Source organism: Carboxydothermus ferrireducens DSM 11255 (assembly GCF_000427565.1).
GTDB classification, from domain to species: Bacteria; Bacillota; Z-2901; order Carboxydothermales; family Carboxydothermaceae; genus Carboxydothermus; species Carboxydothermus hydrogenoformans.
In genome coordinates this window covers 17,309-30,762 of the sequence record NZ_ATYG01000004.1, presented here as the reverse complement: position 1 = coordinate 30,762, position 13,454 = coordinate 17,309, and the positions used below count along the sequence as shown (strand labels likewise).

At 45.8% G+C, this 13,454-nt stretch carries 8 protein-coding genes; 6 read left to right on the top strand and 2 right to left on the bottom strand.

Annotation, left to right across the window (positions count from 1 at the left end; all coding sequences use genetic code 11):
- Positions 1 to 6: 6 nt before the first annotated feature.
- On the bottom strand, positions 7 to 192 hold the full coding sequence (locus tag CARFE_RS0103085; protein WP_028051700.1) for a hypothetical protein: 186 nt from the start codon (positions 190 to 192) through the stop codon (positions 7 to 9).
- 61 nt (positions 193 to 253) lie between these two features.
- Here CARFE_RS0103085 and CARFE_RS0103080 point away from each other — a divergent pair, with 61 nt between their 5' ends.
- The 3 genes from CARFE_RS0103080 to uvrA are packed head-to-tail and all read left to right on the top strand — an operon-like array spanning position 254 to position 5,855.
- Positions 254 to 970 (top strand): NAD-dependent deacylase, encoded by a 717-nt coding sequence (locus CARFE_RS0103080; RefSeq protein WP_028051699.1) that lies wholly within the window; start codon positions 254 to 256, stop codon positions 968 to 970.
- A 52-nt stretch (positions 971 to 1,022) separates the two neighbouring features.
- Positions 1,023 to 3,011 carry an excinuclease ABC subunit UvrB gene (uvrB, locus tag CARFE_RS0103075; RefSeq protein WP_028051698.1) on the top strand — a complete coding sequence of 663 codons (1,989 nt, stop codon included), beginning with the start codon at positions 1,023 to 1,025 and terminating at the stop codon, positions 3,009 to 3,011.
- A 21-nt stretch (positions 3,012 to 3,032) separates the two neighbouring features.
- A complete protein-coding gene (uvrA, locus tag CARFE_RS0103070; protein ID WP_028051697.1) occupies positions 3,033 to 5,855 on the top strand; it encodes an excinuclease ABC subunit UvrA in 2,823 nt (940 codons plus the stop codon).
- Between the two features lie 35 nt (positions 5,856 to 5,890).
- Here uvrA and CARFE_RS0103065 read toward each other — a convergent pair whose 3' ends face one another.
- Entirely contained in the window at positions 5,891 to 7,936 is a 2,046-nt protein-coding gene (locus CARFE_RS0103065; RefSeq protein WP_028051696.1) for a cytochrome c3 family protein, read from the bottom strand.
- A 252-nt stretch (positions 7,937 to 8,188) separates the two neighbouring features.
- Between CARFE_RS0103065 and CARFE_RS0103060 the strand changes: the two genes are divergently transcribed.
- The 3 genes from CARFE_RS0103060 to acs all read left to right on the top strand — a co-directional run bounded on the left by CARFE_RS0103060 (position 8,189) and on the right by acs (position 13,448).
- Positions 8,189 to 9,871 (top strand): hydantoinase/oxoprolinase family protein, encoded by a 1,683-nt coding sequence (locus CARFE_RS0103060; protein WP_028051695.1) that lies wholly within the window; start codon positions 8,189 to 8,191, stop codon positions 9,869 to 9,871.
- Positions 9,864 to 11,165, top strand: a complete 1,302-nt coding sequence (locus tag CARFE_RS0103055; RefSeq protein WP_028051694.1) for a histone deacetylase family protein — start codon at positions 9,864 to 9,866, stop codon at positions 11,163 to 11,165. Before CARFE_RS0103060 ends, CARFE_RS0103055 begins: the two co-directional genes overlap by 8 nt.
- Positions 11,166 to 11,300: 135 nt before the next feature.
- Positions 11,301 to 13,448, top strand: coding sequence for an acetate--CoA ligase alpha subunit (acs, locus tag CARFE_RS0103050; protein WP_051250129.1), 2,148 nt, complete (start codon positions 11,301 to 11,303; stop codon positions 13,446 to 13,448).
- Positions 13,449 to 13,454 lie beyond the last annotated feature (6 nt).

Below are 13,454 nucleotides of genomic sequence, written 5' to 3'. Positions count from 1 at the left end.
CTTGCCTCAACCGCCGCAAAGTTTACGGGAAAGAACGTTTAAACTTTTAATATTACCTTCAATTTGGGGAATGGTTCTGGCAATGTATGCCGAGAGGTCTTTGTTTTTGGTATACGCTAAATAATTTTGGTAATTTCTAAGGTTAGCTTGCTCGTAGCGTAAAAGCCGAAAAACAATTTCCCGATCCGTCATAATTTCACCTCCAATATTGGTTCTAATTTATCATATGAAAATTATTAACGGAGGGGATTTTGTGGAAGAAGCGGTTAAGATGCTACTTACGGCCCGCCACGCTATTGCCTTTACCGGAGCGGGAGTTAGCACCGAAAGCGGGATTCCGGATTTTCGTGGAAATTCTGGATTGTGGGAACAGTATCCGGTGGAGAAAGTGGCCTCAAGAAGAGCCCTTATGGAGAATCCGGCGTTTTTTTTAAATTTTTACCGGGAGCGGTTTAAAAGCTATGCCAATGTTAAGCCCAATCGGGCCCATGAAGCCCTGGCGCGGATGGAAAAAGCGGGAATAATAAAAGGCATTGTGACCCAAAACATTGATGGTTTGCACCAGAAAGCAGGCAGTAAAAACGTTATAGAAATCCATGGCACCTTAAAACGGGTACGGTGCGACCGGTGCGGAAAATATTACTTGCCGGAGAAGTTAGACGAAGAAGAAGTACCCCGGTGTAATTGCGGCGGTGTTATCCGTCCCGATGTAGTTTTATTTGGGGAAGCTTTACCCCGGCGGGAGTGGCAAATGGCCCTGGAACTGGCTGAGCGTTCGGATCTTGTCCTGGTGGTGGGGTCGTCTCTGGTAGTTACGCCGGCCAATCAAATTCCCGGGTTGGTTCTCTTAGAAGGAGGAAAGGCAATAATTGTCAATAAAGACCCGACGCCCCTGGATGACCAGGCGCTGGTTCTTAGAGGATATGCCGGGGAAATTCTTTCCAAGCTGGCGGATATGTTAGGTGTTTAAGCAGGCCCGAAGGAACCCTTCGGGTTTTATAATATAGTTTGGGGTGTTTTGTATGGAACGTTTTCTGTTAAAAGCAAATTATACGCCCAAGGGAGATCAACCCAAAGCCATAAAGGAACTTACCGAAGGGATTGAGAAGGGGCTAAAAATGCAGACCCTTCTGGGGGTAACCGGTTCCGGGAAAACTTTTACCATGGCCAATGTGATTGCCAATGTAAACAAGCCCACTTTAGTAATTGCACCCAATAAAACGCTGGCGGCCCAGCTTTGTGCGGAGTTCAGGGAGTTTTTTCCCGAAAACGCGGTGGAGTATTTTGTAAGCTACTACGATTACTATCAACCGGAAGCTTACTTACCGGCCACCGATACGTATATTGAAAAAGACTCGGCTATAAACGATGAAATTGATAAACTCCGCCATTCAGCAACGGCGGCGCTTTTTGAACGGCGGGATGTTATTATCGTGGCATCGGTCTCCTGCATTTACGGTTTAGGGGATCCCCAGGAATATCGGGAACTTCTGCTCTCCGTTAGAAAAGGGCAGATTTACGAGCGGGAAGCGATATTACGCAAACTTGTAGATATTCAGTATGAGCGGAATGAGTACGACTTAACCCGGGGGAAATTTCGGGTAAGAGGGGATGTAATTGAAGTTTTTCCGGCGTCGTATACCGACCGGGCGGTGCGCATCGAGCTTTTTGGCGATGAGGTGGAAAGGATTTTAGAGTTTGATACTTTAACGGGCGAGATTATCGGTGAGCTAAAACACGTGGCTATTTTTCCGGCAAGCCACTTTGCTACTTCCAAAGAAAAGTTAGAACGGGCGATAAAAAGCATTGAAGAAGAGCTTGAAGAACGGCTTCGCTATTTTGAAGAGCGGGGCAAACTCCTTGAAGCCCAGCGTTTAAAGCAGAGGACCTTATACGATATTGAAATGCTGCGGGAAGTGGGTTACACTAAAGGAATTGAAAACTATTCCCGGCATTTAACCGGAAGAAAACCCGGCGAGCCTCCCTATACGTTAATTGATTATTTTCCCAAAGATTTTCTTATGATTATTGATGAGAGCCATATCACCATTCCCCAGATTCGGGGGATGTATGAAGGGGACCGCTCCCGGAAGGAGGCGCTGGTGGAGTACGGTTTTCGCCTGCCTTCGGCCTTTGACAACCGGCCACTGAAATTTCATGAGTTTGAAGCAAGAATTAACCAGGTAGTGTTTGTTTCGGCTACTCCCGGACCCTATGAGTTAAAGCATTCTCAAAAGATTGTGGAGCAGATTATCCGGCCGACGGGATTGGTTGACCCCGAGGTAGAAGTTCGACCCACCCGGGGGCAGGTGGATGACCTGTACGGGGAAATTAAAGAGCGGGTAGCCCGAAACGAGCGGGTGCTGGTAACCACCCTCACCAAGAAGATGGCCGAGGACCTGACCGAGTATTTCCGGGAGATGGGGGTAAAGGTAAGATATCTTCATTCGGATATTGATACCCTGGAACGGGTTGAAATCCTGCGAGATTTAAGGCTGGGAGTTTTTGATGTTTTGGTGGGAATAAACCTCCTCAGGGAAGGTCTGGATTTACCCGAAGTTAGCCTGGTGGCCATTTTGGATGCCGACAAGGAAGGGTATTTACGTTCGGAACGCTCTTTAATCCAAACCATCGGACGGGCGGCTAGAAACGTTAACGGTAAAGTAATCATGTATGCCGATACCGTTACCGCTTCCATGCAAAAAGCCATTGATGAAACCAACCGGCGCCGTAAACTTCAGATGGAATACAACCGGAAGCACGGAATAACGCCGCAAACGGTGCAAAAGGCGGTAAGGGATGTTATTGAGGCGACCAGGGCGGTGACTGCAGAACTACCGGAAGTAAAGCGGGATTTCATCCAGAAAATGAGTGCGAAAGAGTTTAAGCAGTATGTGGAAAAACTTACCCGGGAAATGAGAGAAGCGGCTAAAGCTTTGGAGTTTGAAAAGGCGGCGATGCTGCGCGACTTAATAATTGAGCTTCGGGCGCAAAAGGCGGTCAAAAAGTAATAATGGAGGTTTTACACACTGATGGATAAGATTGTCATTAAAGGGGCCAGGGTCCATAATCTAAAAAATATTGATTTAACCCTGCCGCGCAATAAATTTATCGTTATTACCGGTCTTTCCGGTTCCGGCAAATCGTCGTTGGCCTTTGACACCATTTATGCCGAAGGACAGCGGCGGTATGTGGAAAGTTTATCGGCTTATGCCCGCCAGTTTTTGGGGCAAATGGATAAGCCCGATGTGGATTTCATCGAAGGGTTGTCACCGGCAATTTCCATTGACCAGAAGACCACGTCCAAAAACCCCCGGTCAACGGTGGGTACGGTTACGGAGATTCACGATTATTTAAGGCTTTTATATGCCCGCATAGGAATACCCCACTGCCCGGTTTGCGGGCGGGTGGTAGAAAAGCAAACCATTGACCAGATGGTCGATAGATTATTAGCTTTACCCGAACGGACCAAATTGGTAATTATGGCGCCTATTGTGCGAGGAAGGAAGGGAGAGTTTGTCAAAACTTTGGAAGATATCCGGCGTCAGGGTTTTGCCCGGGTCCGGGTGGATGGTATTCTTTATGACTTAGCTGAGGATATTAAGTTAGAAAAAAATAAAAAACACAATATAGATGTTGTTGTTGACCGGCTGGTAGTAAAAGACGGAATAAAAACCAGGCTTTACGATTCCTTAGAAACGGCGCTTAAGCTTACCGAAGGCCTGGCCGTGGTGGAAGTAGTGGACGGGGAGGAGATTACTTTTTCCGAAAACTTTGCCTGTCCCCACTGTGAAATAAGCCTTCCGGAGATAAGCCCCCGGCTTTTTTCCTTTAATAATCCTTTTGGTGCTTGTCCCGAGTGTACCGGCCTTGGTTACAAATTGGAAGTGGATCCGGATCTGGTAATACCAGATAAAGATTTGACGTTACGGCAGGGGGCAATAGCCGCCTGGAACGCGGGTAATATCCAGGCATATTATTTTCAGGTGTTAGAGGCTTTAGCGAAAAAATACCGGTTTAGTTTGGACGTGCCGGTAAAAGAGCTTGAGCCGGAAATTTTAAGAATAATCCTCTATGGTCTTCCCGGGGAGAAAGTGCGGGTCAGGTATTACAACTATACCAACGGCAATTCTTACACCTTTGATGCCAACTGGGAGGGGGTTATTCCCAATTTAGAGCGGCGGTACCGGGAAACCCAGTCGGAGGCGGTGCGGGAAGAAATTGAAAAATTTATGACCCAGAGAAAATGTCCCTCCTGCCAGGGAGCCCGGCTGAAAAAAGAAGCCCTGGCGGTAACGGTGGGCGGAAAAAACATTCATGAACTTGGCGAAATGACCGTGGAAAAGCTTCTGGCTTTCCTGGAAAATCTTGAGTTAACGGAACGAGAGTTTTTAATTGCCCGCCAGGTTTTGAAAGAAATTAAGGAACGCCTGGGGTTTTTAAACAACGTGGGCTTGGATTACCTGACCTTAAATCGCTCCGCTACTACCTTGTCCGGCGGGGAAGCTCAGCGTATCCGTCTTGCTACGCAAATTGGTTCCGGCCTTACCGGGGTGCTGTATGTTTTGGATGAACCATCAATAGGCTTGCATCCCCGGGATACCAAGCGGCTTTTGGATACCCTAAAGCGGCTGCGGGATCTGGGCAATACCTTAATAGTGGTGGAACACGATGAAGAGACCATTAGGGAAGCGGATTTTATTGTGGACATGGGACCGGGAGCTGGCGAAAAAGGAGGGCAGGTAGTAGCTGCAGGTACCCTGGAAGAAGTGCTAAAGCATCCCGGTTCAATTACTGCAAAATATCTCAGGGGGGAAGAAAAAATCCCCGTGCCGCTTTTTCGCCGGAGCGGTAATGGTAAAACTATTACCATTGTGGGGGCCCGGGAAAACAATTTAAAAAATATTACCGTCGAAATTCCACTGGGGAAATTGGTAGCGGTAACCGGGGTGTCCGGTTCCGGTAAAAGTACGTTAATTAATGAAATTTTGTATAAGGCTGTGGCCGGAAAGTTTTATAAGCTAAAAGAAAAGCCCGGAGCTCATGATGAGATTTTAGGTCTTACTTACATTGATAAGATAATCAATATCGACCAGTCGCCCATCGGCCGAACACCGCGCTCAAATCCGGCAACCTACACCGGAGTGTTTAACGATATCCGCGAGCTTTTTGCGGCAACTCCCGAAGCCCGGATGCGGGGCTATAAACCGGGACGGTTTTCGTTTAACGTGAAGGGAGGACGGTGTGAAGCATGTGAAGGGGACGGGATAATCAAGATTGAAATGCATTTTCTCCCCGATGTTTACGTACCCTGCGAGGTGTGTAAGGGGGCCAGGTATAACCGGGAAACGTTGGAGGTGCGGTATAAAGGAAAAAATATTGCCGAGGTACTGGATATGACGGTAGAGGAGGCTCTGGAGTTTTTCTCCGCGATACCCAGAATCCAGCGCAAACTTCAGACCCTTTATGATGTGGGTCTGGGTTATATCCGCCTGGGGCAGCCGGCTACTACCCTGTCCGGCGGCGAAGCTCAGCGGGTAAAGTTGGCCACCGAACTTTCCCGGCGTTCCACAGGGAAAACTTTATACATTTTAGATGAACCGACTACGGGCCTGCACATTGCCGATGTTCACAGGCTTTTAGATGTTTTAAATCGTCTGGTGGAGGCAGGCAATACGGTGGTGGTAATAGAGCATAACTTAGATGTGATTAAGACTGCCGACTGGATTATCGATTTAGGGCCGGAAGGTGGCGATAAAGGCGGTCAGGTGATTGCCGAAGGAACTCCTGAGGAAGTGGCCCGGAATCCAGCCTCTTATACCGGAAAGTTTTTAAGGCCGTATCTTAATTTATAAAAAAGCCCCTGGTTTTTACCAGGGGCTTTTCTGTGTTATTGTTTGGGAATTTGAGTGAGGTAGTATTCTGCTTTGTCCAAAAGGAGTTCAGTTAGAGCGGTGTTGTGGATACCGTGAGAGGCGTCGGCGGCTACAATGCCTGCTAAAGTATCAGCATATTTGTAATTTGGATCGTTGTAAGCTGCTGCGTAGGTGGTTTTGAGCTGGTTAAGAATGTTGTTAACACGAGTATCGACTTTATCGGTCCAGGCTTTTACGGCGTTTGCATCAAAGCCAACAGCATCGTGACAGACACTGCAGCTGTTGTAGGACGCTTTATATCTGGACTGATAGCTACCTAAAGAAGAGTCGTTCTTAATAGTAAGGTTGTCAATTGAGATGGTTGGTTTTCCTACTTTGAAGTAGTGATAGCCATTGGGCATGTGGCAGGTTACGCATTCGGCACTGCCCATGGGGTTATAAACTTTTTCCGGTATACCTAAAGCAGTGAAGGAAGCACCGAGCTGTCCGGTAAATACTTCTTTTTGTGGATGATGTACTCCTTTGCTGCCAGAGGTAGCGGTGAAGCCTTCACCGGTGTGGCACTCCATGCAAAGTTCGTTGGGTTCCTTTCTTAATTGCTTGCCGTAGCCTTTTTCACTGTGCGGACTGTGGCAGGTGACGCAGGTAATGCCTAACTTAAAGTCACTGAGTTTTACAGTTGCATTAAAGTCAGCTGCAGTTTTACCCGGGTTAGCTTTTAAGTAATCTTCCAAAGCAGTGCGGTAATCCTGGGAGTGGCACTCCAGACAGCTGACGCTGCCGTGGGAATTTTTCTGAATTGTTTGTAAGGAAATGCCATGCTTACCATAAACAGTTCCACTTACGCCGGCAATTGCGTATTCATCGTTGTATTCGCCGCCACGGTGGTGCGCACCTTCGTGGCATTTTTCGCAGGTAGCGCTGGCAGCAATACCGTCTTTTTCACCAAGAATCTTGGTAGGATCACCGGTTGCAGCGTGGAGAGCACCAGGACCATGGCAAGCTTCACAGCCGATACCCGGTTCGGTAAATAATTCTTTATAGGTATTTCCAACTACAGAGTAGGGAGTACCGGTAATACCATTCGGTCCAGGATAACCGGTGACGTGGCACTTAGCACAGCTTACCAGCCAATTCTGGGTGTGGGAATCAGCTACCCACTGATTTTCGGCCTTATCAAAAGCATACGGCATGTATTTGTAATCCTTGCCTACAAATAGCAATTCTGTAGGCGAGTTAATTACATACCGAACATCGCTGGCCTGGAACTTATCGTTCAAGGACCAGAGCAGCATGGAACCAAAGAAATCGGGTGTTTTTACCATATTGGGGTGCCAGGTTGCCGAAAACTTGGAGAAGCCATGGCAGCTCTGACATTTCTTGGTACCAGCATATGCAGTTGGAGCCGGTAATACTCTTGGATATTTTGCTTGAACTGCGTTAAATGCTTTGACTACTTCGGTGCGGCTTGCAGCAGCTGTTGGATCAAGGTAAAGCTTGCTTCCAGCTTTCCGGGCGCTTAAATAGCCTTTCTTTACGGCCCAGACTAAGGCTTTTTGGTTGGCAGAAGCTGCTTTGGTGTAGTCGGCATATTTTTTAAGGTCGTTAGCGGTAACTTTAGCAACTTCACCTTGAGCTTTTAAAGCTACCATCAAGAAGTAAGCGAGTCTTTGCTTGGTGATGTTTCCGGAAACCTTGCCAAAGGCTGACTCGGAAAGTCCGGAAACTCTGGCAAATTCCTTGACCACGTTGGCTTCGGTGAGCGGGTCATAATTTAAGTCTACGGCTAATTTCTTGCCGTTTTGCATGAACAGGACGCCCCGCTCGGTCAAGGGAATTTGGGCAGTGCTGGTTAGCGGCATAAAAGCTTTGTGGCAGGCCATACAATCCATCTGGTCCCTGCCCTGCTGGCCCGGCTGACTCTTATGGGAAGCCGGTACCTGGTGGCAGTAACTGCAGTTCTTTCCAGTATCTTTGGCGTACTGCTCAGTAGCCAATACCGGACTGGCTACTAACAGGAGAAGAACTGCAGCAACCAGTGCCCATAGACCTTTACGCATAAAACCCCTCCTTTTAATTTTTTTGGATATAAAATCCATCTATAGCTATAAATACGACATTCACAAGCAAACTCCTTCTTAAAACCGCAAAAATTGATAAATTTATCCAGCAATAGAAATACTATAAAAAATAAAAAATATTTTCGAAAATCTTTAAGCAAAAAATTAAAAACATTCATACAAAATTTTCTTAAATCAAAGAAATTTCAGTGATAAAATAAAGAAAAAAGTTTTGTTACGGGGGAGAAAGGAATGATTGTAGGCATTGATGTAGGGGGGACGTATACCGACGGAGTTGCTTTAGATCAGGGCAGGGTTGTGGCTAAGGCTAAAGTGGTTACGAAAAAAAACCTGCCGGAAACCTTTGCTGAAGTATTAGCGAAGCTTATAGCCCAGCACAATCAGCCTATTAAAAGGGTGGTTTTGAGCACTACCCTAATTACCAATTTGGTGGCGGAGCGAAAATACGACCGGGCGGCGGCCTTGTTGCTTCCGGGGGCGGGGATGGATTATGAAAAAATAAACTTTCCTTTTCCGGTGAAGGTAGTTTCCGGAATGGTCGATTTTCGCGGTCGGGTTTTAGAAGAAATTAACGAAAAGGAAGTGGAACAAGCTTTACAGGAATTTTTGGCTCAGGGGTTTAGGAAAGTAGCGCTGGTGGGGAAGTTTTCGGTAAGAAATCCCGAACTTGAACGAAAGCTTTACCGGATTGTCAAAAAAATCAACCCGCAAATAAAAACCGCTCTTGGGCATAAGACCGGGGGGCGTTTGAATTATCTCCGGCGGATTTATACTTCGGTTTTATACCTGATGATAAAAGATGAGTTTACCCGCTTTGTTGAGGAATTAAAGGTAATCTTTTATGCTTTAAAAATCCCCTTAAACGTAGTTTTTATCATGAAAGGAGATGGGGGGATTGTACCACTTCTTGAAGTTGAGCGTTACCCGCTGGCTACTCTTTATTCCGGCCCGGCGGCAAGCGCATTAGGGGCTTATGCCCTTTGCAACTGCCAAAACATAGTCGTTTTAGATATTGGAGGTACCACTACCGATATTGCTTTAGTTTTAAACCAGCGTCCGCTTCTTTCCCATAAAGGGGCGGATATCGGGGAATTTTTAACTTCGGTACCGAGTTTAGCAGTTACGTCAGTTCCTTTTGGTGGTGATACGGCGGTTACCGTTTTAGACGGAGAAATTACCTTTACCGGACAGCGCCAGGGTCCGGCCTACTGTCTGGGCGGTCCGGCGGTTACCGTTACCGATGCTTTAAGGTTTTTAAATTTAATAGATTACGGGGATTTCCAGCGGGCCAAGCGGGGAATCCACAAGCTTGCCCAGGAAACCGGGTTAACTTCCCTTGATGTGGCCCAAAAAATTGTTGATATATTTACCGATACCGTGGTCCAGGAAGTAAAAAATACTTTTAAGCGCTGGGAAAACGAACCTCGTTACCGGATTTATGAAATTATGACGGGGAAGAAATTTGAACCTGAATTGCTAAGTGGAGTAGGGGGAGGAGCTTACCCGCTCACCTTGCTGATAGCTAAAAAACTTGGAATGAAAGGGGTAATTTATGAAAATTATGAAGTGGCCAATGCTTTAGGAGCAGCGCTTGCCCGGGATAATCTTTCCATTACCGTTTATATCGATACCGAGCAAAAATATGTGGCCATACCGGAATGGGGTTACAAAGAGGCCATTCCCAAACTAAAAAATTACAGCGAAGATGAGGTTAAAGAATTTGCTCTGTTTGTTTTTCGCATTGGGGCTAAAAGGATGAACCTGCGTTATCCTCCCGGCAGTGAAGAACTAATCTACTTTGAGCAGTTTAATGTGGTGCGGGATATGGTGACGGAAAACAAAATATTTATTCTGGAAATAGCGGTGCCGGCCGGGATTTTACGGCCGGTAGAAGGGAGGATTTTGTATGAATAAAACCGGGCTTTTGTTTTTCCCCGCCTTTGATTGGGCCATATCCCCTACCCACCCGGAAAGGGAAGAACGGCTGTTATATACCCGGGACCAGATAATGGAGGAAGGGATTTTAGAACTCCCGGGGTTTGTGGAATACAGTGCCCGGCCGGGAAAAGTAGAAGATGTGGAGAGGGTTCACCTAACAATACCCTATACCCAAAAGGTCGTTACCGATGCCCATTTAATTGCGGCGGGAAGCTGCATTGAACTGGCGGAACGGATTTTAGCCGGGGAGGTAAAAAACGGTTTTGCTCTGGTGCGACCGCCGGGACACCATGCTACCCGAACGGTTTACGGCAATCGGGGCTTTTGCAATATAAACAATGTCGCTATTACTGTGGATTATCTTCGCTGGGTAAAAGGGGTTAGAAAGATTGCCATCATCGATACCGATGTCCACCACGGCGATGGGACCCAAGATATTTTTTACCATGATCCCGATGTTTTGTTTATTTCTTTGCATCAGGATGGGCGGACCCTGTATCCCGGAACGGGCTTTATAGATGAGGCCGGAACTCCCAATGCTTACGGTACTACCATAAACTTACCCCTTCCTCCGGGTAGCGGTGATGAGGAAATATTGTATCTTTTGGAAGAAGCGGTTTTACCCATTTTGGAAGAATTCCAGCCGGAGTTCATTATTAACTCGGCAGGACAGGATAATCATTACTCCGACCCTTTAGCCCGGATGGCGGTTACCGCCCGGGGTTACGGGCGGATTACCGAGTTAATCAAGCCGGACCTGGCGGTATTGGAGGGCGGGTATTCCATTGAAGGGGCTTTACCGTATGTAAATTTAGCTATTTTGCTTGCCCTTTACGGGGAAAGTTACGAAAAGGTTGTAGAACCAAAGGGGCTACCTTTAGAATACCGGGCAAGGCACAAAGATTATGCTAAGAAGCTTGCTGCTGTCACGCTGGAGCGCTGGCGGATGCGGGAAGAATTGGCGGAAGAAGAAAAAAGGAAACATAACGGTTACTACTCTTATAACAGGTCAATATTTTACGATACCGAGGGCTTTCACGAACACCGGGTTACAACCGTAAAGCTTTGCGACCGGTGCCCGGGCTACGTTGGGTTGAGCAGTTATGCTTACGTTGGTAACCGGGTGGTTTCCGGATTTGCTACAATTGTTATGCCGGGAAGCTGTAAAGATTGCTGGGAAGAAGCAGAGGCGGTGGCTCTTGAAGCCCTGGCGAAAAAAAATTACGATAAGGTGGCTGTTATTCCCGGAAAGCAGGTTGTGAAAATTTGAAAAATGTTTCCGGAAAAATATTTCCAAAAAGTGTGAAAAAATTTTCTTTTTTTTGCTTCCTTCTGGTTTAATACCCTATGGAATAATTATTGCTATAAATAATGTGTTGAGGCAATTGACCAGGAGGGAGTAACAATGGAAGCTTTAAAAATAGCGCCGACAGAGAAGTTTAAGGAAAGAGTTGCAAAGCTTTTAAATCTCCGGAGCATCGCTGTAATTGGTGCTTCGGAAAAACCGGAGAAGCTTGGCAACGCTATTTTACGAAATATTGTTTCCGGGTATAAAGGAGAAGTTTTTGGAGTTAATCCCAAGAAAAAGAAAATTCAGGAAATCGAAGTTTACCCGGATGTTTTTTCCTTACCGTATTCGGTAGATTTAGCGGTTATAGTTTTGCCGGCGGAAAAAGCTGTAGTTGCTTTAAAAGAGGCGGCTGAAGCTGGAGTTAAGTCGGCGGTGGTGATTTCAGGAGGATTTAAAGAAACGGGTAAGGAAGGGGCTTTACTGGAAGAAGAGATAAAAAAAATAGCCCTTGACTTTGAGATGCCGGTTTTAGGTCCGAACTGTGTGGGGATTGTGAATAATAATTTGCAATTAAATGCTACTTTTTTACGCACAGCTCCCCTTAAGGGGGAAATTGCCTTTGTTTCGCAATCGGGAGCAATATTGTCTACCGTTTTGGAATGGAGCTTAAAAGAGGATTTGGGCTTTTCCTACATGATTAGTATGGGAAACAAAGCGGTCTTAAATGAAGCGGATTTTCTTCCGGCAATTGCCAATGATCCCGGTACCGCTGTTATTTTGCTTTATATTATTGAGGATGTGGTGGAGGGCAGTAGTTTTTTAAAAAAAGCTTACGAAGCGAGTTTATTAAAACCGGTGGTGGTATTTAAAGCGGGAATCAGCACAGCTGGTGCTAAAGCTGCCAGTTCACATACCGGAGCTTTGGCGGGAAGCATAGAAGGCTATAAATTGGCTTTTGCCAAAACCGGTTTAATCCGGGCTAAAACTTTAGAAGAAATGTTTATTTATGCCAGGGTTTTTGCTTCCGGACAGAAAGTTACCGGTAAAAACATCGGGATTGTTACCAATTCAGGAGGTCCAGGAGTTATTACTGCTGACCGACTGGAATTAAATGGTTTAAATATTGCCAGGCTAACGGCCAAAACCATTAATGAACTAAAGACCTTTTTACCCCGGGCTGCGAGCTTTGGCAATCCCGTTGATATCCTGGGAGATGCCGACGAGGAAAAGTACGCGATGACGCTTAAGACAGTACTGGACGATGAGAAAGTGGACGGCGTGGTAGCGGTTTATGGTAAAACGGCGGTTATAGATATAGAAAAAATGGTGCGGGCGGTAATTAATGGTCGAAGGAAAAATCCAGATAAACCGGTGGTTGCTTGTTTTTTAGGCGGGGTTGATAGCAGAAGAGCAAAAGAGCTTTTAAATAAAAATAAGATTCCTTTTTATTCTTTTCCTGAAGCAGCGGTAGATGCTCTGGCAGTACTTTATCGTTATTATAGCTGGCGGGAAAAGCAAAAGGAAGGAAAAACAGAGTTTAGTTTTGATGATATCGACCGGAAATTAGCCCGGGAAATTATCAAAAACGCCCTGGTTGAAGGAAGAAAAAATCTTACAGGTTTTGAAACGGCAGAAGTTTTAAAAGCTTTTGGTTTTCCGGTACTGCCGGTAAAAATTGTACGAAATGTCCAGGAACTGCGCAAAGCAATTGAAGAAATAAGTTTTCCATTAGCGTTGAAAATTGTCTCTCCTGATATTCTGCACAAATCGGATGTGGGGGGCGTTGCCTTAAACATTAGAAACGAACAGGAGGCAATCAGGGCTTATCAAAAAATGCTCCTGGAAGTTCCCAAAAAAGTACCGGAGGCGAAAATTCTTGGGGTTGAGGTACAAAAACAAATAGCACCTGGTTTAGAAATATTCATAGGAGCAAATCGGGACCCGGTTTTTGGTCCAATCTTAGCCTTTGGCCTGGGAGGAATATACGTAAATCTTTTAAACGATATAGCATTAAGATTAAATTATAAATTTACCAGGGAAGAAGCTTTAGAAATGATCAAAGAAACAAAGGTATCCGAAATTATAAAAGGCTATCGCGGGCAAAAAGCTTATGATCTTAAAATTATTCAGGAAATTTTGGGAAGGCTTTCGCTTCTCTTGGAGGAAATTCCGGAAATTAAAGAGATTGATTTTAATCCGGTATTCTTATACGAAAAAGGTGCATTAATCATCGATGCCAAGGTAGTACTTGCCGGGCATTAGGAGTAT